Below are 22,806 nucleotides of genomic sequence, written 5' to 3'. Positions count from 1 at the left end.
CCTTACATCATTCGGCGTATACACAAACGCCGGCCACATAGGTTGCGGTTACATTCAATTTTCCGTCCAGGATCACCAGGTCGGCGTCCTTCCCCGGGGCGATGGAGCCCTTCCGGTGGTCCATGCCGATAAGGCGGGCGGGATTGCGGGTGAGCAGAGGAAGCACACGCTCCACCGGCTCGCCGGTAAACTGCACCAGGTTTTTCAGGGCCTGTCCGGTGGTCAGAGTGGAGCCGGCCCGGACGCCGTTGGACGCCAGCTTGGCGTCCCCGTCCTCCACCACTACGTCATTGACTCCCAGCTTATAGCGCCCGTCAGGCAAACCGGCGGCCTGGATGGAATCGGTCACCGCCACCACCCTGTCCCAACCCTTGCAGGCCAGAAGCATCCGGACAGAACCAGGATGGAGGTGGCGGCCGTCGCAGATGGCCTCGCACATCACCGGCCGCTCCAGCACTGCCCCCATAATGGCAGGCCGGTGCTGGTGGAACAGGCCCATGGCGTTAAAGGTGTGGGTGCAGGCGGCGGCCCCCGCGTCGATGGCGGCGCAGGCGGTTTCGTAGTCCGCCCCCGAGTGACCGATGGCAACGGTGATGTGACCGGCGATCTCCCCGATCATCTCCACCACCCCCTCCACCTCGGGGGACACGGTCATATAGCGCACCGCCCCGTCGGCGGCAGCCTGGTACTTGCGGAAGAGCTCCGCGCTCCCCTTTTGCAGCAGGTGCTCCGGCATGGCCCCTTTATATTCGGGAGCCAGGAAGGGACCCTCCAGATGGATGCCCATCAGCCGGGCCCCGGTAATGGGAGCATCCATGGCCTCTCTGGCCTGCCTGATACACCACAGGGTTTGCTCCGGCGTGTCGGTGAGGATGGAGCACAGCCAGCCGGTGGTGCCGTTTTTGGCAAAAAACCGGCCAATTTTGGCCAGATCCTCCGCGGTGGCGGCATTCACATCCACTCCGTCTCCCCCATGGGTGTGGAGATCCAGGAATCCGGGCACCAGCATCCGGCTCTTCAGATCCACCACCTCATCGGCTCTGGCCCCCGGACCGGGGAATCCCGCGATCCGTCCATCCTGAACCAGCAGGTCCAGCGGCTGGAACCGGTCTCCCACATAAACCAGGCCATTGGTAAACAGTGTTCTTTTCATATACCGCCTCAGAAGGGCTGGCCGGCGGCCAGGGCATTGGTGAAGATGATAGCGTCAGGGTGGTTTTGCAGCAGGCTGGCGGGGAAATGGGCGGTGACCTCACCGTAGGCAGCCTGCCGTACCACAGAACGGTGCCACTCCCGGAACACCCCCAGGCGCACCTTCCGGGCCCCCAGGATCTGCTTGATGCCGATGGTCACCGCCCGGCTGGGCATGGCGTCGATGGCGCCGCAGCGGTCGCCGATGGCGTTGGCGGTGCGGGTCTCCGGATTGAGGGACAGAGCCCGGGTGCCCTGGGCGGCAAACTGCTCCGCCGTCATGTCCTCTCTGGACTCGTTGAAGGCCAGGTGTCCGTTGATGCCGATGCCGCCGAAGGCGATATCCACGCCCCCCAGCTCCTCAATGAGCCGGTCCACCTTGCCCGGGTCGGCGGGGTCCGGGAAAATCCGCTGCTCCGGGGGCATCAGCAGCTCGGGATCCACCTGGGTGTACACGGTGCGCTCCATAAAGCCCCGGAAGGACAGGGGGCTGTCCTTGGAGATATAGGTGTCGTCGTCGTTGAGGTATTCGTCCATATTGATGAACCAGCAGTGTTTCAGGCTGATCCGATCCCGGTTCACCAGGCGGACGAATACGGGATACTGGCCCACCGGACCCACGGGGCAGATGAAGACGGTCTTCTCCCCCTTTTCGTTGTGGGCCTTGATGGTGTTGATCATCTCCATGGCGATCTCATAGAACACCTCGCCGGAGTCCCCCAGCTTGACCACGGGGATCTTGGCGTCCTTGCCCAGGTCCTGGGCGGAAATACGATAGTAATCCATGCGGATCTTCCTTTCTGATTGTGGGGTGGAATGGTCAGAACAGATGGGATACGTTCAGCTCCCGGATGGTATCCACGATCTCCTTGGTGCGGCTGCACCCGAACTTGCGCAGCAGACTTTTGATCTGGGTCTTGATGGTGACCACCTCTACACACCGCTGGGCGGCGATCTCCTTGATCTTCTTGTCCTCCAGCAGCAGCCGCACCAGGTCCCGCTCGGCTGCGGTAAGCTGAGAGACCGTGCTGATGAAAAAGAGCAGGGAACGCTCCGAGGTACGCAGGCGGGAGTATTCCTTCAGCAGCAGGTTCTGGATCTTCCCATCCAGCATAGCGCGGCCGGCGTAGGCGCCCCGGATGTGCTGAAGCAGCTCGTCATCCTCACAGCCCTTGACGATGTAGTCCACCGCCCCGGCTCCCATGGAGGTGAGGATCATGCTGTCGGTCTCGTGGGCCGTCAGAAAGAGGATCTTGGCGTCCGGCTTGTGCTCCAGGATACGCTCGGTGGCCCGGATGCCTGCGGTGGTGGTCTCCATTTCGATATCCATCAGGATCAGGTCAAACTCCACGGCGGCGGCCAGGGCCTCGATCTCCTTACCGCTGGCCGCGCTGCCCACCACGGTCATATCCTCCTGCTGACCCAGAACGTCGCACAGATCCTCCCGGATCAGGTCAAAATCCTCGGCAACTAATATGCGAATCATATCATCTTCCTCCCCGCTCCCCAGCGGACTGTACCATAGCGGGGCAGCAGGATATAGAAGGAGGCTCCTCCCTCGGGACGATTCTCCACCCGGAGAGAACCCAAGTGGCTGCGCACAATGGTACGGACATGGTACAGGCCCATGCCCCAGTTGAAATTTGCGTTTTTGCTGGAATAAAAGGGCTCAAAAATATGCTTGAACTCCTCCGGCCGGATGCCGGGTCCATGGTCCCGCACCTCCAGCACGGTATACAGCCGCTCCTGATGGCTTACCAGCTCCACTGGTCTGGCTTCCTCGTATCCGATGGTGGCTTCCCAGGCGTTTGTAAGCAGGTTGTACAGGGCCTCGCTGAGATAATTTTCGTCGGCCAGCACCTGCACCTCCCGGTCCAGCAGGATACGCACCCGGCCATCCGGATATTTTTTGTAGAAGCGGTCCAGGGTGATCTTCTCCAGGCGATCCAGTTTCACCGGTACCAAACGGACCGACTTGGCTTTGACTGTACGGTAGAGTTCCTCGGAGCGGCTGATGAGAAGCTCATTGTTATCGCACAGACTGCTGGAATAGGCGCGCACCTTTTCCAGATCAGGGACCTCCTGCTGCAGCTCGGCCCGGATGCGCTTGTAAAGAACCCGGTTGGCCAACAGCTGGTTTTTGATACTGTGGACGAAGACCGACGCCCCGGTACGGGCCACGTCAAACTTGCGCTCCAGCACCACCTCGTCCCGGTCGGAGGAAAAGCTGGTCTGGGTATACCGCAGGAGACTGCCCAGGCCCAGCACTCCACAGATCACGTTGATCGCCACCAGGAAGATATATCCCCCCAGATTCAGTGTGAACTGAAGATAGCCCACGCCCTTGATCCACACGTAATCATAGCTGTAGAATCGGTAAACCTGGCCGGGATCCTGGCCACAGTAAAGGATATACAACACCGCCAGAGCCATCAGGGAAACCAGGATAGGCAGAAAGCTCCGCCTGGAAAACCGCATGGTGGTGGAGCAGTACTCTACCACCAGCAGCACCGCCGCCAGCACCACATAAGCCAGCACCCACACGTAGGAGAACAGCACCAGGGCATCCTGCATGCCGGGCCACCTGTCAATCAGGGGCCGGTACAGGTCTGGATAATAGAGCACCAGCGACAGGGCTGGCAGTACTGCCGCCAGCCTGCGCAGCAGGGGAGCCTTCCGCAGCGCGGACAGCATGGAATACTGAAAGGCCAGCTCCACCAGGCACAGCGGGAAGAGATAGCGTCCCAGGGCCACCAGATAGCCCAGCTGTCCCAGGGTGATGAACCGGTACTGTACCCAGGTGCGGATAGCCCGGTTAAAGAAGAGAAAATTCATGACCTCCTGGGACAGTCCGCCCTTTTTGGCAATAAACATCATCAGGCCCACAAAGTAGACCGTCAGACTGAAGCACAATCCGGCCAGGATAAGAGACTCCCAGTTTTTCTTGACACAGAGCGCCAGAACTGATCCAATCAGCAGCCCAAACGACAATACCAGCAGCATGCGATCAACCTCCCGCATTCATCTGTATCAATTCTACATGCATCCCTCATTTCTTGCAAACCTTAACCGGACTGCCCGAAAAGGGCGGCGGCGGTGGGCCGCCGCCGCCCCTCACGGGGTAATATCAGTAGTTGCCGGCCTCTGTCATCAGGTCGAAGTCCACATAGTTCTCCACGGGGCACACGTCCTCCTCGGTAATGGTGCCGCCGTCCAGCAGGTTCTTCTGCTGCAGCTCGTAGTAGCCCTTCACCGTGCCGTCGGCTACGCCCTTTACCACTTCCTGGCCGGTGAGCCACTCGGCCACGCCGCGCTCATCGTAGAAAGCCTGGTAGTCCAGCTTGGCCTGCTCGGAGGACCACTGGGCGACCTCCTCAAAGTGACCGTCAGAGGCATAGTCCATGGCCTTGAACAGAGCCCGCACAAAACGGACAGCCACATCTCGGTTTGCCTCAAGGTACCCGGGGGTGGCGATCCAGCTGGCCAGGGACACGCTGGTATCGGCAAAGGTCATGTTGTCGGTGAGCTTGGTGGCCCCCTCCATGCCATCCAGGATGGTCAGGCTGTTGGGAGACCAGGTGGCGCAGGCGTCCACGCCATTGGACATCATGGCGGTCACCACGGAGGCGGCGTCCATGTCCATGGCGGTGATGTCATCCATGGTCATGTTGTGGGCGGCCAAAGAGTTGCGCAGGATATCCTCGCTGGAGGTGCCGGAGGAGTAGGCCACGGTCTTGCCCTTCAGATCCTCCACGGAGGTGATGCCCGGGCCGCCGATGAGGGCGTCGCCGTTGGAAATGTGGGACAGGGCAATGATGGTGGCGTTGCCCTTCACGCACAGCTTGTGGGCGCCCTGACCGATGTAACCAAAGTTCACGGAGCCATTCTCCATGGCGGCAATGATGGTGGGGCCGTCCTGGAACTCGGTGAGATTGACCTTCAGGCCCTCCTCCTCAAAGAAGCCCATCTTGACCGCGGTCATCATGCTCCACATGCCGCCGTAGTTGGGCATATAGCCGATGTTGATCTCAGTGGTCTCAACAGAGGGCGCGCCGGAGGCGCCGGTCTGGGTCTCGCTGCCGCCGGAAGGGGTGTTGGGCGTGGTGGTACCGCCCCCGCCGCAAGCGGCCAGGGCGCACAGCATGGCTGCGGCCAACAGCATGGCAAGAAACTTCTTCACATTCATTCCTCCTGTTTTCATGATTTGATCTGCCTCTTTTTATCTGCTTCAACAGCTTGCGCTGTGTCCACCGGATTACTTCCGGACCTCCAGATACTCCTGATACACCTGGCTCCAGATCTCGTTCTTCAGCTCCAGGAACCGGGGAGTCATCTTGGTCTCCTGGGTGCGGGGGTAAGGGATGTCGATATTGACGATAGACTTGATGCGGCCGGGACGCGCGGACATGATGATGACCTTCTGGGCCAGGATGATGGCCTCTTCCACATCGTGGGTAATGAAGAAGCAGGTCTTCCGGTCCTTTTCCCAGGTCTCCAGCAGCTCAGTCTGAAGCTGGGTACGGGTCTGGGCGTCCAGGGCGCCGAAGGGCTCGTCCATCAGCAGCACCTCCGGGTTGGCGGCGTAGGCCCGGGCAATGGCCACCCGCTGCTTCATGCCGCCGGACAGCTCCTTGGGATAGTGGTCGGCAAACTTGGTCAGATCCACCTTGGCCAGGTACTTCATGGCCTCGTCCTCTGCCTGCTTCCCCTTGATCCCCTTCATCTCCAGGGCGAACATGACGTTCTTCTTCACCGTGAGCCAGGGGAACAGGGCGTATTGCTGGAAGACCACACCCCGTTCGGTGCCGGTACCGGTGACCTTCTTGCCCTTGCAGTAGACGGCGCCGGAGGTGGCGTCATGGAGGCCGGCGATGATATTCAGCAGGGTCGACTTGCCGCAGCCGGAGGGGCCTACCACGCAGATGAACTCGTTCTCATAGATGTCCAGATTTACCCCATTGAGGGCAACCATTTCGCCTTTTCGGGTATTATATACCTTGCGGACGTTATCGATCTTGACGATCAGATCTCTCTCTTCTCCTGCCATCCCGTCAGCTTCCTTTCCATAAATTTAATGAGTTTCTCCAGGGTGATGCCGATGATACCGATGATGATGACGTAGGCCAGCATGGGGGCCGCGTCAAAGGTGTTGTTGAGGGAACGGATGCGCATACCCAGGCCGGCCACAGCGCCGGTGGACTCAGCGGCGATCAGGGTGGTCAGGGCCACGGAGGCGCCCAGCCGGACGGCGGTGAGGATGAAGGGCAGGGTGGCGGGGGTGATGACCCGGGTAAAGATATCCCGGTCAGTGGCGCCCAGCACCCGGGCGGCCTTGATCAGGGTCTCATCCACGTTGATGACGCCCTGATAAATGGTGACGCACATGATGAGGAAACAGGCAATGGTGATGACGATCACCTGGGGCAGCCGGCCCACGCCGGAGCACATGACGATCAGAGGGACATAGGCCAGAGGGGGGATGTTGCGGATGAACTGGATCCAGGGCTCAATGATGTTGCGCACCGGCACATACCAGGCCATCAGGATGGCCATGGGCAGGGCGATGACGAAGCCGATCACATAGCCCAGGGCTACCGAGATCAGGCTGCTGCTCAGATCCTCCCAGAAGGCGCCTCGCTCCACCATGGTCATCAGGCCCTGGATGGTCACGACTACGTTGGGAAAGGCACGGGAGGTGTTGGGAATGATGGACAGGATGTACCATACCAGCATTGCCGCCGCAAAGGAAATGAGCAGCCAGACCTTGGGTGGGATCCGACTGGCGAGGGATTGTTTTTTCTGTTCCATTCTCTTCGCTCCTTCTTCGCTTGATGGTCTGCGCTCCGGGCCGGGAAACGCCCTTCCCGACCAACTGATGAGTTAAGTATAAATGTTTTTGTCGAAATAAAAAGTATGAAGTTTTATCATCCCTGTTCCCTGTCCCGTCATGAAAACAAGACCCCACCTCATGGCTGCCCTCCACACAGAGCAATCTCGCATCTGCCTGGCTGATATTTGCCACTCCACTCTTGGCGCTGTGATACATTTTGATGCGGAGAATGCCGGGCCATTGACAGTGCCCCACATCAAACGGTATGATATTGACATAGGGCATGCGGCAGAACAAGTCCAGGCAGGAGAGGAGGGGCGCAGAATGATTTTTAAGAAAAAGCAGGAGAGGCAAGCCTATGATAAGAACATACAGAAGCCGATGATCCGCTCCAGCATCTGTACTGGGGAAAAGGTGGCGGGCTTCCAGGATATGCGCACCGGAAAATTTACCGAGATCATGCTCATCCGCACACCAGCGGATCTGGATGAATTCCGACGCCTCTATGGCATTGGTGAGCGGGAGATTTCCACCCAATACTAGGCCTGCGATAAGCAGGATCTATCCTCCTGTTGCGGGCAGGCCGGCGTTCAAGGTTTGTCTCCCGCTTTGTGTTCTCTAAAACTGCAAAATGGCGTATCCGCCTTTTATCGTCCAGTCTCTTCCTGTGTTTCTTGAATCTCGCGGCGCAGATAATCCAGCCGCCGGGCCGACGCCGCGCTTGATTTCCAGTATGCCAAGGCGCCGCTCCTTTCCGTGTCCGTCCTCCAGCAGAAGGTGTACTCAGCACTTGATCTCCCGGGGACAAAGCCGATGCCACGGAGGGCTGGAGCAGTACGCAGCCGCGCCGGATCAGCGCGTCGGACTGCCCAGCTTCAAACGCGCCGCAGCGGAAGCTACAAGGTCTGGGGGCGAGATCCGTCCAAAAGCCCTGTGCCGAATTAATGCCCAATCGCTCTGACAGACTCGGCTTTCGAATCTTTCAGATTTGTTCATTCTACATGAAACAGAAAATTCATATTGTACATTGATAGGCGTCTGGCTTACAATGGGTGTATACAATCATATAAGGAGGCATTGCAATGAACCCATTGGTCGCTTATTTTTCCGCCACCGGCACCACCGCCAAGGCGGCAAATGCCCTGGCAAAAGCCGTGGGAGGCGAGCTCTACGAGATCCGCCCCGCCGTTCCTTACACCAGCGCCGATCTCAACTGGATGGACAAGGGCTCCCGCTCCAGCGTGGAGATGCAAGACCCATCCTCCCGGCCCGCTCTGGCCGACGCCGACGCCCCGGTAGCCGGACACGACGTGATCTTCCTGGGCTTCCCCGTGTGGTGGTATGTGGCCCCCACCATCCTCAATACCTTCCTGGAGGCCTATGACTTCTCCGGTAAAACCATCGTCCTCTTCGCCACTTCCGGCGGCAGCGGCCTGGGCAAATCGGCGGCAGGCCTGCAGCCCAGCGCCCCCGGCGCAAAGATCCTGGACGGCCGGATGCTCAACGGCCAGGTCAGCGAGGGGGAATTGAAAGCCTGGGCCGGGGGACTGAAGCTGTAACGTGTTCCGCTACCTATTGAAGCAGCGGCATCGCTGCTTGTTTGATCATATTGGGGCTGCTGCGTTATTGTGCGGCAGCCCCTTCCCAATACAGTCCTATGATCCAAAGAGATCCAGCAGATAGCCGTACCCCTCGGCCTCCAGTTTGGCATAGGGGATAAAGCGCAGAGCGGCGCTGTTGATGCAGTAGCGTACACCGTTGGGAGACTCCGGGGCCCCGGCGAATACATGGCCCAGATGGGAATCCCCCGCCCGGCTGCGGACCTCAGTGCGGCGCGTCCCAAAGCTGACGTCCGGGCGTTCCACCACGGCGGCGGCTTCGATGGGCTTGGAAAAGGCAGGCCATCCGCAGCCGCTTTTCAATTTGTCTGTGGAGGAGAACAACGGCTCCCCGGTAACCACGTCCACATAGATGCCCTTCTCAAACTGATCCCAGAACGCATTGTCAAAGGGCCGCTCGGTCCCGCTCTCCTGGGTGACCCGGTACTGCTCCGCGGTCAGCTTGTCCCGGATGATCTCTGCCGCCGGCTTCTGATAGTCGCCGGGGTCGATGCGCAGCCCGGCAAAGAGCTCCATCTCTTCCCGGGGGATGTGGCAGTAGCCCCCGGGATTTTTGGCCAGATAGTCCTGGTGGTACTCCTCCGCCGGGTAGAAGTTCACCAGGGGTCCGATCTCCACGAAAAAGGCCTGGCTGCGTCCCCGCTCAATGGCCGCGATGCGCTCCACCGTCTCCTTCGCCCGGTCGTTGGTGTAATAAACGCCGGTCTGGTACTGACTTCCAATGTCATTGCCCTGACGGTTTTGTACCGTTGGGTCGATGACATAGAAATAGGCCAGCAGCAGGGCGTCTAGGCTGACCCGCTCCGGGTCGTACTCCACCCGCACCGTCTCCCGAAAGCCTGTCGTCCCGGTACACACCGTTTGATAGGCGGCGTCCTCCGGGCCGGTACCATTGGCATAGCCGCTCTGAGCGTCGAGCACACCGGGGATGGACTGCATCAGGGCCTCGATGCCCCAGAAGCAGCCTCCCGCCAGATAGATGACGTTTTCCGTCTTATCCAGATCCATCTCTGCTTTTTCTTCTCTCTCCCGCCCAACAAGGGGCGTGGAGCAGCCGCTCAGCAGCAGAGCCGCAACAAGCAAAACTGAGAACCGTTTCTTGCCCATGCTTGACAACCTCCTTGGAAAAAATACGCCGGACCCGGGAATCTCCGGATCCGGCGCGCGGCAAAAGTCTTGGCGTGTCTGTTTCTGGCGCGCCCAGGAAGATGGGCGGTTATCCCTTCCTGTAGCCGCACTTGGGGCATATGCCCTTTTCATTCAGGGCAATTCCGCACAGGGGGCAGCGGTCGATCTGATTGTGGGTCTCAAACTCGGCAGAGGCCGCGTTGACGCCGCTGGTGAAGGTGATTTTTGCGATGTTCAGCTTATCCTTCAGCAGGTCGTAGACGATCTTGATCATGCCCTCCACCGTCAGGGTCTCCTTTGTAACCACCAGGCGGCACTCGGGATAGGCGGTGGCCAGCTCGGTCTGGAAGGCGGGCCCCTTCATTTGGTTCTGGGGGGCGCCGTTGCGGATCCCCTGCTCCTCGTAGACCTGCAAAACCGCGGGCAGCAGGGGGTCGTCCTGGCGCAGGATCAGTGCGTGGTCGAAGTTTTTCAGCACAGACCAGGCAGTTTTTTGGATCTCGTTGCAGGGGAATACCATGTTGACACCGGGTTCGATGGTGTCCTCCACCTCGATGGTGAGCACGCCGGTGTGGCCGTGGAGATACTGGGCTTCGCCCTTGAATCCATAAAACCGATGGGCGTACTGCAGATCCAATGTGGTGATGCTTCTCATAGAAAAACCTCCTTACAGTCAAGATGTATCAGGGTCGAACCCCGTTTGTTGTCGGGAACTCCGTGATATGGATTTATCATACTGATGAGGCGGGCGTTTGTCTGTGATAAAATCACCATGGGGATGATTTGATCAAAAAATTCCGGAAGGGCCCGGATCTCCCATCCTCTCCCCCTCCCGGTTGACAGCCTCCCGTACCGTCCCTTATACTGGGAACACCACGAGGAGGGCGCGCCATGAGTTTTGAGAGCCATTTCCCCATATGGAGTCAACTGCAACTCCATCAGCAACGCCTGCTATTAGATTCCCTGACCTTCCAGATCGTCAAGAGAGGCACGGTGCTGCGGGGCGGGAGCTCAGACTGCGCCGGGCTTGTACTGATCCGATCCGGGCAGCTGCGGGCCCTGTTCTACTCGGAAGAGGGACGGGAAATCACAATCTACCGTCTCTTTGACGGGGACCTGTGCCTGTTCTGCGCCCCCTGCGTCATCCGCTCCATCCAGTTTGGTGTGACCATCCTGGCGGAAAAGGACACGGAATTCTGGCGCATTCCATCCGGGGTCTACCAGGGGCTGATGGCCCAGTCCGCAGTGGTGGCCAATTACACAAACGAGCTGATGGCCAGCCGGTTTAACGAAGTCATGAGCCGGATGGAGCAGTTCATGTGGAGGAGCATGGATAAGCGGGTGGCAGCCTTCTTGCTACAGGAAGCCTCTATTGAGGGGACATGTGAACTGCGGATCACCCACGAGGCCATAGCCAACCATCTGGGCTCCCACCGGGAGGTGATCACCCGCACACTGCGCGACTTCCAGGACGCGGGCATGGTGAAGCTGTCACGGGGCATGGTGACCATTCTTGATCAGGAAAATCTGGAATCTCTATCCATCGGCAGAGTCATCCAACGCCGGAAAAAGGGGGATCCGGAATGAAGCAGCCTGATACACCGCCATCTCAACGAATCTGGAGCGTGCTTCCGGTGGCTCGGGATCGTTCTCTCCGCAATCCCGGTACTCCTCATGCTGGTCACCGGCCTGGCAGGCAGCGTTGCCTCGGGCCAACCGCGGATGGATCTCCTCCTCCCCGCCGAGCTGTCTTTTCTCACCTTTCCCGGCATGATTTTAATGGCTCTTGCGGCGCTGAAGCAACGGGTTTACATCCACCTCTCAGCTGCGCTGCCGGTAGCCGCAGCCGCAGATCTTGCCCTCTGCCAATGGCTTGCTCTGCACGCCGACTTTTGCGGGGCTCAAAAGCCCATCATGGTGGGATCGGCAGGTCTGTTGCTATTGTTCGATCTTTCCGCCGTTACCGCGCCCGTGATGGGTCTCCTGTCCATCCGGAGGCTCCGTGGCGCCACACCATAATACCAGGAGGTACCCCCCAATGAAACTTGCCATACTCTCTGATACCCATGGCTTGCTGCGGCCGGAGGTGCTGGAGCATCTGAATACAGCCGATGCCATTCTCCATGGCGGCGACATCAACAAGCAATCCATTGTAGATGAGCTTGGGCGGTACGCCCCCCTTTATGTGGTTCGGGGCAACAACGACAAGGCGTGGGCAGAATCTATTCCCCACCACCTGACTGTCACTCTGGGCGGTGTGACCTTTTATCTGATCCACAACATCAGGGAAGTCCCCGCAGACCTTTCCGGCGTGGATGTGGTGGTGTTCGGTCACTCCCACAAGTACATGCAGCAGGAGAAAAACGGCGTCCTCTTTCTCAATCCCGGCTCCTGCGGCCCCCGGCGGTTCCATCAGGAGATCACCATGATGATCGCGGAGGCAACGGACGGGAGGCTCCGGATAGAGAGGATCACCATCCCCCATGAGGTAAAATGATGGCGCCGGGACTGGCAGCACCCCTTCGCCGCCTTCTCAAACAGAACCGCTGACCTGCGACAGCTCGCCGGGCCGGCGGTTTTGCGGTTCATGCTTGAATATTGCCAAAAGCAGACACCCACACATATGTGCGTGCCTGCTTTCCTTTTCTGGTTCTGGGCGCGCAACTGCGCTGCCAAAAGCCGTATCCCGGTATTGCTGTAAGTGGACCAATTCATTTCTTAATACCGCCTTAATATATGCTTTCATACATTAACACCTCCTTTAGACCAGATATGGATAATAGGAGTATAAAGAAAACATAAAGGCGCATTAAGAGGTGGAGGCTTATGTGGCAGCTTTTGCATAAGAACAATAAGTCCCCTTTCCGGGTTATCATATTGGGATTTCTTCTGGTCATTTTAATGGGAAGTCTCCTTCTTATGCTTCCGGTATCAACACGCGAGGGAATCCACACCCCATTTTTGGACGCCCTGTTTACTTCCACATCTGCTGTTTGTGTCACAGGTTTGGTGATCCATGATACAGCCGCTTACTGGTCGAATTTTGGACAATTTGTCATTATTTTGCTGATACAAATCGGGGGACTTGGGGTCGTCACGGTGGCAGGCGCCTTTGCCATCCTATCAGGGCGAAAGATCGGACTCATGCAGCGAAGTACCATGCGGGAGGCGATCGCGGCCCCCAATGTGGGAGGCATCGTTCGTCTGACCCAGTTTATTCTAAAGACAGCCCTGACCGTCGAATTATTGGGGGCGGCGTTTCTTTTTCCTGTGTTTTACGAAGAGTTTGGCCTGATCACGGGCGCCTGGTACGCTCTGTTTCACTCCATATCAGCGTTTTGTAATGCTGGCTTTGATCTGATGGGGATCAAGAATCCTTTTTCGTCATTAACAGATTACGCATGTCACCCTGTTGTCTCTATTGTGATTGCACTTTTGATCGTGGTGGGGGGGATTGGTTTCCTTACGTGGGAAGATATCCGCACAAATCGGCTGAACTTCCATAAGTACCGGATGCAGAGCAAAGTGATCCTGACAGTGACCGGTATCTTGATCCTGCTGCCCACCATTTATTTTTTCTATTTTGAATTTCACGACTTCCCTATCGAAGAGCGTATTCTTTTATCTGTTTTTCAAGCCGTCACGCCCAGAACCGCCGGCTTCAACACGGCGGATCTCACGGCTCTGAGCGAAACCGGGCAGTCGTTGATTACGCTCCTGATGCTGATCGGCGGCTCCCCGGGCTCGACCGCCGGCGGTATGAAAACCACCACTTTGGCAGTCTTATTGGCGGGCGCTGTCGCAGTGTTCCGTCGCAGAGAGAATCCGCACTTTTTCAATCGGCGCGTACCAAATGAAACAGTAGCGCAGGCGGCCACGATCATGATGATGTACCTGATCCTGTTTTTAACCGGCGGGCTGATCATCAGCAGGATAGAAAACCTGCCTGTTCTCACCTGCCTCTTTGAGACGGCGTCCGCCATAGGAACCGTAGGTCTTTCACTGGGAATTACTCCGCAGTTGAGTTGGATATCACACCTCATTCTAATCATGCTCATGTTTTTCGGCCGGGTCGGCGGACTTACATTAATATTTGCAGCTCTTTCCAATATTCAGGGCAACAATGCGCGGCTCCCTCAGGAACGAATTACAGTAGGGTAAAGAAATAAAGATGGAGGACTTATGAAAACCATTTTATTGATTGGCTTGGGCCGTTTTGGCCGCCACATTGCGATGAAGCTAAACGAACTGAATCATCAAGTCATGGCGATAGACGAGGATGAAGAGCGAGTCAACGCAATCCTTCCCTATGTGACCAATGCCCAGATCGGGGACAGCACCAGCGAAGAGTTCCTTTCCTCCATTGGCGTGCGAAATTTTGATGTGTGTATTGTTGCGATTGGAGACAATTTTCAAAGCTCTCTGGAGACCGCATCCCTGTTAAAGGAGCTGGGGGCGAAAAAAGTGGTGGCGAGAGCCGCGCGGGATGTACAGGCAAAGTTTTTGCTTCGCAATGGCGCCGACGAAGTTGTATATCCAGAAAAACAGATGGCAATCTGGACTGCGATCCGCTATAGTTCCGACCACATTTACGACTATATTGCTCTGGGCGACGACCATGCGATCTTTGAAATTGAAGTTCCAAAAAGCTGGATCGGAAAGACGATCGGACAGCTGGATGTGCGGAAACGCTATCATGTCAACATCATGGCAATAAAACAGAGTGGAAAATTTTCCATGACGGTCATCACGCCGGATACTTGCCTGCCGGAAAACAGCACCATTCTGGTCCTGGGGACACAGCGCGATATCCAGAAGTGCTTCCATATATGAGTATAGTACCCTTACGACGCAAGAAGGAGGGATAGAAATGGGAATGGGAGACTTCATTTTACTGGCTGGCTTTGCCGCAACAGCAATATTCGGATACTTTATTATGGTACGATTGGATCGATTCTTGGATAAGGTCCGGCAGCAGAACGAGGAACATGAGCGGACGTCCTGTTTAAACATTGCTACCTCCTGTGTCGGCGCCATACCGGCTGTTTCCAGTATTCTGAAAGACATCCATCATTTATATCCCAATGTACATTGCAATCTGTCTGTCGGGCATGAACAGGACGTGATCAAGACCTTTGAGCGCGGAGATGCCGACGTGGCAATTATATCCGCCGGTTCCGAAGTTGAAAGCGAGCAGCTGGCACAGTGGGAATACATTACTCTGAACCCGCAGTCCTTTTCCATAGATCACGGAGTTGTCGAGGTGATATCTGTTGAATTGAATCCACAACATCAGAAAGTCTTTTGGAAAAACAGCGATAGCCAATCTTTGGTCTGGAGTTTTATTCAACGCCTCTGCGGACAGAGGCCGTAGAATTATGCTATAATACATTTGCCTGAAAGACCTGCAAAAGTCAAGTAGAAATTTCAGATTTTTGGGAGCGGCAAAAAGACAACACAAAATCAAGCCGCTGAGCATCTCAAAATCGAAAGGGCGGCCAGCCAGATGGTATGACACGAAAATTAGTTGTGCTCCAGAGAATCCAAATAGGTTTTCACAGAGGCGTAGTAGATGCGCAGGAACTTGTTGGCGGATGCCATCATGTAGACACGGTATGGCTTGCCCTCAGAGCGTTTCTTGTTCATGAACTGGTAGACCGGCTCATCCATTGGAGCGCATTGCAGGAGGACGCCCATCACCAGGAAAAGTGTCCTGCGCAGGGAGGCAGATCCCCGCTTGGAAATGCTGCGGCTGCGGACATCTATTTGGCCGGATTGGTAGGGCGGGGCGTCAATACCTGCAAAGGCCACCAGCGCTTTCTTGGAATGAAAACGGCGCACATCGCCAATTTCAGCTATGAGCTGGGGGCCGAGTGTGGGGCCAACACCAAACATCCCCATCACTACAGGATATTCCGGCAGAGAAGCTGCCAGAGACTGCATCTCCTGTTTGAGAGCAGCTAATGCGGCGGAAGTTGCCTTGAGTTGGGAAATGGCCTGTTCTACCAAAAGTTTTGCCGTCTTTGTTTTCGGCATGACACCGAAGCGTCCACAGGCGGAGACATAAATGTCCAGCGCCTTATCTTCACTGAAATTGTAGCCGTGCTTTCTGCACCACTTCTGGTACTTGGTGGTAAAGGCTTTCTTAGACAGGCCACAGACACATTCGCAATGCCAGAAAGCAGCTACAAAGTCCACCCACTTTTCGCTGCCATCGGCGCGGGGCGGACTGGTAAACAGGCGGTTTGCATCAGGGAAAGCGGTGTCCAGCAGGGAGATCAAGTTGTTTTTCAGCATGGTCTGTACTTTGGAATACTGTTGGTACTGCCGGTAGCAAGTCTTCAGCATGAGCCGGGCATCCTCTTCCGGGACATATCTCGGAAGTGTGAGCCAGTGGTCAAGACCGTAGTTGGCCAGCTTCACGGCATCCTTCTTGTCGGTCTTGCCCCGTCTTAAACTGTTGTTCCCGTAGTCGTGCACCAGCATTGCGTTGACTACGGAAACATAAAGCCCCGCGCCGTGGAGCAGCCAGGCCACCGGCGCATGGTAATTGCCCGTGGATTCCATCACCACACGGGTCTCACCGTCCAGGCTTTTGAGCAGCCTTGCCAACTCGCTCAGTTCACTGGCGGTGTGGCACACTTCAAAGGGTGAAACCACTACCTCTCCAAAGGGCCGCATGACTGCAATCGTGCTCTTGCCCTTGGAAACATCGATGCCAACGCAGTTCATTCACATTCCTCCAATACCAAGAATCTGCAACCGGAAATCCATCTTTTCTCGCTGCCGATTCAATCTATTGGGTGACACGAACTCTCCGGCATCCGGTGGCTCAACCTGCTCAAATCGAACGCTGCAACAAGAGGATGGCTGACAGTCTTTCAGACGGACATAAAAGCCCAAGGAGTGATTGGTCAGCCAGTTGCTCCTCTTATTGTAGCTTAGGCACGAGATGGAGAGAAAGCCGGACTGGCTGCCCGGCTTTCCTGTCCAAATTTATTGTAATAGGAGGGATCACAGTGGCCACAGTCACGCCGCCTGCGCATCTTACGGGAAGAAAACAAGGAAAACTCACTATTTTTGCCAGTTATTTTTTAGGTACCGGCAAAAGCTACGCTATGCTGGAGATGGCTGTACAGGCAAGACAAGCGGGGCTGGACGTAGTCATTGGCTTGCTCTCCTGTGAGCAGTGGCCCCAAACCAAATTGTTGGCTGAAACGTTTGAAGCGTTGCCTCGTAAAACAGCAGTACGGGACGGGCAAACCGATTATGGACTGGATTTGGACGCCTGTCTAAAAAGAGCTCCAGAGCTGATTTTAGTTGATGATCTGTCCCACATAAATGTGGATGATTCCCGCCATATGAAGCGATATCAGGATATTGAGGAATTGCTGAAAGCAGGCGTGGATGTATATACGACACTGAACGTACAGCACATCGAAAGTATTCAAGACGCCATTTATTCCATTCTGGGGTCTTCCGCATCAGAGCGTATTCCAGACCGCGTGTTTGATCAGGCGACTCAGGTGGAGTATATTGATATCGAGCCGGAAAGGCTACAGCAACGTCTGCTCCAGCAGAAAAAAGGAGAGTTGCTTTCCGGCTGCACATTGTCACAATTAAGCGCGCTTCGGGAAATTGGTTTACGCCGTTGTGCTGATCGAGCCGCCTCATATTCCCAAGGCCCCCAAAGCAGGATGGAGTACCGCACTCGTGAGCACATCCTGGCTTGCCTATCTTCTGCTCCTTCTAATGAGAAAATCATACGCACAGCGGCAAGGATGGCAAGTGCGTTCCGTTGCGGATTTACCGCGCTGTTTGTAGAAACAAAAGAATTTCAGTGGATGTCTCCCACGGATAAAGAACGCCTCCAGGCAAATATTCATCTGGCGCAGCAGTTGGGGGCATCCATTGAAACCGTTTATGGAGATGATGTTGCATATCAGATCGCGGAATTCTCGCGCCTGTCGGGGGTCACGAAAATCGTACTGGGCCGCAGCGGGATCCCTCATCGTATGTTGATCCGGAAGCCATCGTTAACTGAACGCCTGATCGAACTCATTCCAGAGCTTGACATTCACATCATTCCAGATAATGGATCAAACGGCCGGCTTGCCGCCAAGCACCGAGAAATCATGCGTCTGCCGACCTTGTCAATTCTTGATTTGTTAAAAAGTGCGCTGCTTCTTATTTTAGCAACGCTGATCGGATTTCTGTTTTATCATTTTGGCTTCACAGAGGCCAATATTATTACGCTATACATTTTGGGCGTCATGCTGGTTTCCATATCCACAAAGAGCTCTGTCTGCAGCTTCATCGCTTCCTTTGTCAGTGTGCTTACATTCAATTTCTTTTTTACGGAACCCAGATTTTCCCTGCACGCCTATGACAGCGGGTATCCGGTTACGTTCCTTGTCATGTTTCTGGCCTCCCTGCTTACCGGTTCTTTGGCTTCCAAGCTGAAGTCCCACGCCAAACGCTCCGCTCAGGTGGCGTGGCGCACGAAGCTCCTTCTTGAAACGAATCAGAATCTTCAAAAGGCTCGAACACAGGAAGAAATCATCTCGGTAACGGCAAAGCAATTATTAAAAATATTCCAAAGAGATATCGTTGCATACCGCATAATAGAAGAAAAGCCTGTGACGCCGGAAATCTTTCTGACGGACAGCGCCTCTTCTCCTGACCGCTATACCTCTGATAAGGAGCGCGAGGTGGCGCAGTGGGTGATCACAAACAACAAACGGGCTGGCGCAGGTACGGAGAATCTTTCAGATTCCTGCTGTACCTATCTGTCGATACGGACAGGAAAACAGATCTATGGGGTCGTAGGCATTGCCGCTTCAGATAAGCCTCTGGATTCCTTTGAAACCAGTATTCTTCTCTCTGTCTTGGGTGAATCTGCACTTGCCCTCGAAAACCAAAAGAATTTGGAGGAAAAAGAAGCCGCTGCGGTTTGGGCCAAAAACGAACAGCTTCGCGCCAATTTGCTGCGCTCCATTTCTCATGATCTGCGTACTCCTCTTACTTCCATTTCAGGAAACGCCAGCAACCTGCTCTCCAATGGAGATTTGTTTGACGCAGAGACCAAGAAACAGATGTACACCGACATCTATGATGATGCCATGTGGCTCATTAACCTGGTGGAAAACCTGTTGTCTGTCAGTCGCCTGGAAGAAGGACGCATGAACCTGCATGTATCTACGGAGCTGATCGATGAAGTAGTCGCGGAGGCTCTGCGTCATATTAATCGGAAGAGTGCGGCATACCGTTTGAAGATTCAGAATAATGAGGAATATGTTCTGGCGCAGATTGACGCAAAGCTCATTGTTCAAGTTATTATTAACATCGTCGATAATGCCATCAAGTACACACCAGCAGGATCCGAAATCAGCATTGGGTGGAAACGGGAAGGCAACTATATCTATATTTCCATTGCAGATAACGGCCCGGGAATCTCCGACCAAGCCAAGCCGCATATTTTCGATATGTTTTACAGCGCGTCCAATCAGATCGCGGACAGTCGCCGCAGCATGGGGCTGGGTTTGGCATTGTGCAAATCCATCGTCAATGCTCACGGAGGCGAAATCATGGTTACCGACCATTTGCCTCACGGATCCATTTTCACATTTTCTGTACCCGCCGGGGAGGTTGAACTGCATGAATAAACCTTTGATCTTAGTGGTTGAGGACGATACACCCGTTCGTAACTTGATTACTACAACGCTAAAAGCCCATGATTACCGTTTCTTGACCGCGGCAAATGGGGAATCGGCTGTTCTGGAGGCTTCCTCCCACAATCCTGAAATAATATTATTGGATCTGGGGCTCCCTGACGTGGATGGTATGGAAGTCATTCACAAAGTTCGTTCCTGGTCCAATATGCCCATTATTGTGATCAGCGCCCGGAGTGAGGATATGGATAAGATCCATGCGCTGGATGCTGGCGCCGACGACTATCTGACCAAACCCTTTTCTGTGGAAGAGCTGCTTGCAAGACTGCGCGTGACCCAGCGGCGTTTGGCCGCGCTGCAAATTGGTTCTGTGAATACTGATTCGGTTTTTACCAACGGCAAGTTAAAAGTGGATTACGCAGCTGGCTGTGCTTTTTTAGATGACCAGGAACTTCATTTGACCCCCAGCGAATACAAACTCCTTTGCCTGCTTTGTAAAAATGTGGGCAAGGTATTGACCCACACGTTCATCACTCAGCAGATTTGGGGAAGAAGCTGGGAAAACGATGTTGCCTCCCTGCGCGTATTTATGGCGACGCTACGCAAAAAATTGGAAAAAGAGCCGGATTCTCCACAATATATTCAAACCCATATTGGAGTCGGGTATCGCATGATGCGCGTCGAGCCATAAGAAATGGCCGTCGCGATTCCATAAAAGCAGCTCACATGATGTAATGTATAGAGGGTGGATTACACCAAAAAACATTACATCATGACTGGCGGCTCATTTGTGGCGAATGAAAAGACAGTTATGATAAAGGAGAGATGCCCTCAAACCTACCGTAACTGTCAACCACATTCCCACGAAAGGAGCCTTGTATGGAACTGACTTACACCAAATGCGGCGACTATCTCATTCCCGACCTTGTGTTATCGGATACCAAAGAGTATCATATCGGGAAATATGGCCGGTTGCGCCGTGCCTACTTAAAAGAACACCGGCCCATTCTGTATACCGATCTTATTGTCACTGAAAAGCTGTTTCCCCATTTGGAGGAAATCGACACCGCCTGCCGGGAGCGGCTGGAAATTATCGAAAAAGCTATGATGCAGCAAGAGGGCGCCACAGAAGCCCTGAAATCTGCCGACCAGATGGCATGGGTGCGCTCCATGAACTCCATCCACAACAGGGCCGAGGAAATCGTCCTGGCGGAGTTGGTCTACTGTTGAGGGAGGGAACGCAATGATTTTGGAAGCCATGTATAACGGGGAGTTTTATCCCTGTGAAACCGTTGTTCCCACATCCCCGGAATACCGCAAGGCGATCCAAACCTGTGCGGCGTTGATGGAGCAGTTATCCCAGCGGCTCAGCAAAGAGGACTATGCTCTGGTGGAGGAACTCCGGGCGCAGAACGCTATCGCTCAGTGCGAGGAAAGTGAGAGCCATTTCAAGTATGGCTTTTCGGCGGGGCTGATTGTCCAGCAGGAGGCCCATGAACAGCTGCAAAACAAGAAATAAGCGATTGCCGAAAAAGCCCACGCAGCCGGAAAGAGAACCGGTGGCGTGGGCTTTCTGTGTATATGGTTATTCTGTCAGATCATCCGAAGTTTCCGCAACCAGCCGGTCAAAGTCGCTCTGATAGGTTCGATCCTGCAAAACTCGGAACTTTTCAAACTCTTTCTCAGCAAAGGCTTTGGCAATGGCAGCGGTCACCTTGCCTTTATCATGCAGAATATCTTCCTCGTTGAACTGTAAAAATGCGTCAAGCCGCTTGACCCAATCGGCCATATACATGACATTTCCCCGGCGGGCCTGCCGTTCCGCATAGTCCAGGTACATGGTGACAATCTCGTTCAGGTTACGCATTTCCGTTTCGTTCAGATAGTTTTTAGCGACGGTGACATCCGATTTGCGGATGCGGCCTTTGGGGGCGTTTTTCCATGTGGTCAGCCCCATGTTGGGCTTGGTACTGTCGGCACGGCCATATACGATCTCGGCGGCGGTATGATGGGTGACCGCATAGTGGAGCTTGTTCTGCACCGTGGCGAAAAACTCCTTTGTGATGGGGCTTTCCACATCGTAGTCGGCGCTGCACTGGGAATAGATGTCCGTGATTTTCTGGTAGAACCTTCTCTCGCTGGCCCGGATGTCCCGGATACGCTCCAGTTGTTCCTCGAAATAATCCTTGCCGAAAAAGTTCTCCGGCTCCCGCAGCCGTGCATCATCCATCACATAACCTTTGATGATGAACTCTTTCAACACCCGGTTCGCCCAAATGCGGAACATGGTCGCCTTTTTGGAGTTCACACGATACCCCACAGCGATAATGGCGTCCAGATTGTAATAGTTGGTCTGATACCGTTTCCCGTCCGCCGCAGTTGTTTCCATTTTGGAAACAACTGAATCCTCGTTCAGTTCGCCGGATTCAAAAATGTTTTTCAGATGCTTGGAAATGGCTGCTTTCTGTACCTCGAACAGCTCTGCCATTTTTGCCTGTGTCAGCCAGAGGTTTTCCTGAAAGAGCAGGATTTCCACCCGCACTTCTCCGTTTTCGGTCTTGTAAAAGAGGATTTCTCTGGTTTCATACGGGGTAAGCCCCTGTTCCTCGCTCATTCTTCGTCACCTCCATGGTTTGGTAAACTTTGGATTACTTCCTGTAATTCATTGATAAAACGGCAGGTATGAAATCCATCGCATACCGCATGATGTACCTGAATAGATAACGGAATCCAATATTTCCCGTTTTCTTCATAGTATCGTCCAAACGTAAAAATGGGAAGCAGATACCCATATCCCTTTTGCAAATTCAGATTAAATCCTTCAAAGGTTGTCCATGGAATCATGGAGACTGGGAAAGTATTCACAGGCAGATTTGGCTTTGCCATCATGCCCTTGTTTTCACCGTATTGCTGCATATCTTTTTCATACTGCTTGCAGAACTCCGTATAATCACCGATATACTCAGTCCAGATATTTGAAAACATCTCCGTGTCCTTATGGAAAATTGTATAGCACGGCATCATTTCACTAAATATCCCGATTTGACCTTCATCGTCCACAGTCATACGGAATTCTTCGTGCCGGTTAACTACTGTTGAAACGGCATACAAAAGGGTGGGATACAATTTTGCTTTACCAGTTTTAATCGTAGTAATATCCAGCTTTACGGTCATGCTATATGTGCAAGGCACAGATTCAAAATAATGCGTAAAGTACTCTTTTCTTTTCCATGTTTTCAGATCAACCAAACGAAACTCCATAATTATGACCATTCCTTTCCGCTGCGCTTCAAGGCACCAAAGGAAAATGAAACACAGGTGTCTCTAACGCAGCAAGTCGTAATTTGTTAGAATAGGCTTGAGGAAG

Annotated in this window: 25 protein-coding genes; 12 read left to right on the top strand and 13 right to left on the bottom strand. The window is 54.5% G+C overall.

Features of this window, described 5'->3' with window-relative positions; genetic code table 11:
* Positions 1-7: 7 nt before the first annotated feature.
* The 7 genes from nagA to H6B51_RS09295 all read right to left on the bottom strand — a co-directional run bounded on the left by nagA (position 8) and on the right by H6B51_RS09295 (position 6,999).
* Positions 8-1,153 carry an N-acetylglucosamine-6-phosphate deacetylase gene (nagA, locus tag H6B51_RS09325; protein ID WP_204883422.1) on the bottom strand — a complete coding sequence of 382 codons (1,146 nt, stop codon included), beginning with the start codon at positions 1,151-1,153 and terminating at the stop codon, positions 8-10.
* An 8-nt stretch (positions 1,154-1,161) separates the two neighbouring features.
* On the bottom strand, positions 1,162-1,977 hold the full coding sequence (locus H6B51_RS09320) for a sugar phosphate isomerase family (protein ID WP_204883421.1): 816 nt from the start codon (positions 1,975-1,977) through the stop codon (positions 1,162-1,164).
* A gap of 34 nt (positions 1,978-2,011) precedes the next feature.
* Positions 2,012-2,677, bottom strand: coding sequence for a response regulator transcription factor (locus H6B51_RS09315; RefSeq protein ID WP_204883420.1), 666 nt, complete (start codon positions 2,675-2,677; stop codon positions 2,012-2,014).
* Positions 2,674-4,194 carry a sensor histidine kinase gene (locus H6B51_RS09310; RefSeq protein WP_204883419.1) on the bottom strand — a complete coding sequence of 507 codons (1,521 nt, stop codon included), beginning with the start codon at positions 4,192-4,194 and terminating at the stop codon, positions 2,674-2,676. The genes H6B51_RS09315 and H6B51_RS09310 overlap by 4 nt, the downstream gene beginning before the upstream one ends.
* A 124-nt stretch (positions 4,195-4,318) precedes the next feature.
* Positions 4,319-5,371 carry an ABC transporter substrate-binding protein gene (locus H6B51_RS09305; RefSeq protein ID WP_204883418.1) on the bottom strand — a complete coding sequence of 351 codons (1,053 nt, stop codon included), beginning with the start codon at positions 5,369-5,371 and terminating at the stop codon, positions 4,319-4,321.
* 75 nt (positions 5,372-5,446) lie between these two features.
* Entirely contained in the window at positions 5,447-6,238 is a 792-nt protein-coding gene (locus tag H6B51_RS09300; RefSeq protein WP_204883417.1) for an ABC transporter ATP-binding protein, read from the bottom strand.
* Positions 6,214-6,999 carry an ABC transporter permease gene (locus tag H6B51_RS09295; protein ID WP_204883416.1) on the bottom strand — a complete coding sequence of 262 codons (786 nt, stop codon included), beginning with the start codon at positions 6,997-6,999 and terminating at the stop codon, positions 6,214-6,216. Before H6B51_RS09295 ends, H6B51_RS09300 begins: the two co-directional genes overlap by 25 nt.
* Before the next feature lie 346 nt (positions 7,000-7,345).
* Here H6B51_RS09295 and H6B51_RS09290 point away from each other — a divergent pair, with 346 nt between their 5' ends.
* On the top strand, positions 7,346-7,564 hold the full coding sequence (locus tag H6B51_RS09290; RefSeq protein ID WP_204883415.1) for an aspartate dehydrogenase: 219 nt from the start codon (positions 7,346-7,348) through the stop codon (positions 7,562-7,564).
* Positions 7,565-8,103: 539 nt separating this feature from the next.
* Positions 8,104-8,580 (top strand): flavodoxin, encoded by a 477-nt coding sequence (locus tag H6B51_RS09285; protein ID WP_204883414.1) that lies wholly within the window; start codon positions 8,104-8,106, stop codon positions 8,578-8,580.
* A 96-nt stretch (positions 8,581-8,676) separates the two neighbouring features.
* On the opposite strand, the gene msrB is transcribed toward H6B51_RS09285, so the two are convergent.
* Positions 8,677-9,648: a peptide-methionine (R)-S-oxide reductase MsrB gene (msrB, locus tag H6B51_RS09280; protein ID WP_418055064.1), complete on the bottom strand. Its 972-nt coding sequence runs from the start codon at positions 9,646-9,648 to the stop codon at positions 8,677-8,679.
* 208 nt (positions 9,649-9,856) lie between these two features.
* A complete protein-coding gene (locus H6B51_RS09275; RefSeq protein ID WP_204883412.1) occupies positions 9,857-10,423 on the bottom strand; it encodes a 6-carboxytetrahydropterin synthase in 567 nt (188 codons plus the stop codon).
* Positions 10,424-10,659: 236 nt separating this feature from the next.
* On the opposite strand from H6B51_RS09275, the gene H6B51_RS09270 reads away from it, so the two are divergent.
* The 3 genes from H6B51_RS09270 to H6B51_RS09260 all read left to right on the top strand — a co-directional run bounded on the left by H6B51_RS09270 (position 10,660) and on the right by H6B51_RS09260 (position 12,265).
* Complete coding sequence (locus H6B51_RS09270; RefSeq protein ID WP_204883411.1) at positions 10,660-11,355, top strand: Crp/Fnr family transcriptional regulator; 696 nt, start codon at positions 10,660-10,662, stop codon at positions 11,353-11,355.
* 87 nt (positions 11,356-11,442) lie between these two features.
* Entirely contained in the window at positions 11,443-11,787 is a 345-nt protein-coding gene (locus H6B51_RS09265) for a hypothetical protein (protein ID WP_204883410.1), read from the top strand.
* A 19-nt stretch (positions 11,788-11,806) separates the two neighbouring features.
* Positions 11,807-12,265 (top strand): metallophosphoesterase family protein, encoded by a 459-nt coding sequence (locus H6B51_RS09260; protein WP_204883409.1) that lies wholly within the window; start codon positions 11,807-11,809, stop codon positions 12,263-12,265.
* Positions 12,266-12,301: 36 nt separating this feature from the next.
* Here H6B51_RS09260 and H6B51_RS09255 read toward each other — a convergent pair whose 3' ends face one another.
* Entirely contained in the window at positions 12,302-12,514 is a 213-nt protein-coding gene (locus H6B51_RS09255) for a hypothetical protein (RefSeq protein ID WP_204883408.1), read from the bottom strand.
* An 80-nt stretch (positions 12,515-12,594) separates the two neighbouring features.
* Here H6B51_RS09255 and H6B51_RS09250 point away from each other — a divergent pair, with 80 nt between their 5' ends.
* From H6B51_RS09250 to H6B51_RS09240, 3 genes are read left to right on the top strand one after another with little or no spacing between them, the layout of a single operon-like run.
* Entirely contained in the window at positions 12,595-13,929 is a 1,335-nt protein-coding gene (locus H6B51_RS09250) for a TrkH family potassium uptake protein (protein ID WP_204883407.1), read from the top strand.
* 21 nt (positions 13,930-13,950) lie between these two features.
* Positions 13,951-14,601, top strand: coding sequence for a potassium channel family protein (locus tag H6B51_RS09245; protein WP_204883406.1), 651 nt, complete (start codon positions 13,951-13,953; stop codon positions 14,599-14,601).
* A 37-nt stretch (positions 14,602-14,638) separates the two neighbouring features.
* A complete protein-coding gene (locus H6B51_RS09240) occupies positions 14,639-15,142 on the top strand; it encodes a type 2 periplasmic-binding domain-containing protein (protein ID WP_204883405.1) in 504 nt (167 codons plus the stop codon).
* Positions 15,143-15,291: 149 nt separating this feature from the next.
* On the opposite strand, the gene H6B51_RS09235 is transcribed toward H6B51_RS09240, so the two are convergent.
* Positions 15,292-16,500 (bottom strand): IS110 family RNA-guided transposase, encoded by a 1,209-nt coding sequence (locus H6B51_RS09235; protein WP_204883404.1) that lies wholly within the window; start codon positions 16,498-16,500, stop codon positions 15,292-15,294.
* 287 nt (positions 16,501-16,787) lie between these two features.
* On the opposite strand from H6B51_RS09235, the gene H6B51_RS09230 reads away from it, so the two are divergent.
* From H6B51_RS09230 to H6B51_RS09215, 4 genes are all read left to right on the top strand, one after another.
* Complete coding sequence (locus H6B51_RS09230) at positions 16,788-19,433, top strand: ATP-binding protein (RefSeq protein ID WP_204883403.1); 2,646 nt, start codon at positions 16,788-16,790, stop codon at positions 19,431-19,433.
* Positions 19,426-20,130 carry a response regulator gene (locus H6B51_RS09225; RefSeq protein ID WP_204883402.1) on the top strand — a complete coding sequence of 235 codons (705 nt, stop codon included), beginning with the start codon at positions 19,426-19,428 and terminating at the stop codon, positions 20,128-20,130. Before H6B51_RS09230 ends, H6B51_RS09225 begins: the two co-directional genes overlap by 8 nt.
* 188 nt (positions 20,131-20,318) lie before the next feature.
* The gene (locus H6B51_RS09220) at positions 20,319-20,669 is read left to right on the top strand and encodes a TnpV protein (RefSeq protein ID WP_204883401.1); all 351 of its coding nucleotides are present in this window, start codon (positions 20,319-20,321) and stop codon (positions 20,667-20,669) included.
* Positions 20,670-20,682: 13 nt separating this feature from the next.
* Positions 20,683-20,958 carry a DUF6809 family protein gene (locus H6B51_RS09215; RefSeq protein WP_002596150.1) on the top strand — a complete coding sequence of 92 codons (276 nt, stop codon included), beginning with the start codon at positions 20,683-20,685 and terminating at the stop codon, positions 20,956-20,958.
* Positions 20,959-21,024: 66 nt separating this feature from the next.
* Here the strand turns inward: H6B51_RS09215 and H6B51_RS09210 are convergent, their stop codons facing one another.
* Positions 21,025-22,053, bottom strand: coding sequence for a virulence RhuM family protein (locus tag H6B51_RS09210; RefSeq protein WP_044939852.1), 1,029 nt, complete (start codon positions 22,051-22,053; stop codon positions 21,025-21,027).
* The gene (catA, locus tag H6B51_RS09205; RefSeq protein WP_204883400.1) at positions 22,050-22,700 is read right to left on the bottom strand and encodes a type A chloramphenicol O-acetyltransferase; all 651 of its coding nucleotides are present in this window, start codon (positions 22,698-22,700) and stop codon (positions 22,050-22,052) included. The genes H6B51_RS09210 and catA overlap by 4 nt, the downstream gene beginning before the upstream one ends.
* Positions 22,701-22,806 lie beyond the last annotated feature (106 nt).

Origin of the sequence: Pseudoflavonifractor phocaeensis (assembly GCF_016901955.1) — a bacterium.
Taxonomy (GTDB): Bacteria; Bacillota; Clostridia; order Oscillospirales; family Oscillospiraceae; genus Flavonifractor; species Flavonifractor phocaeensis_A.
This window is presented reverse-complemented; position numbering and strand designations above follow the sequence as displayed.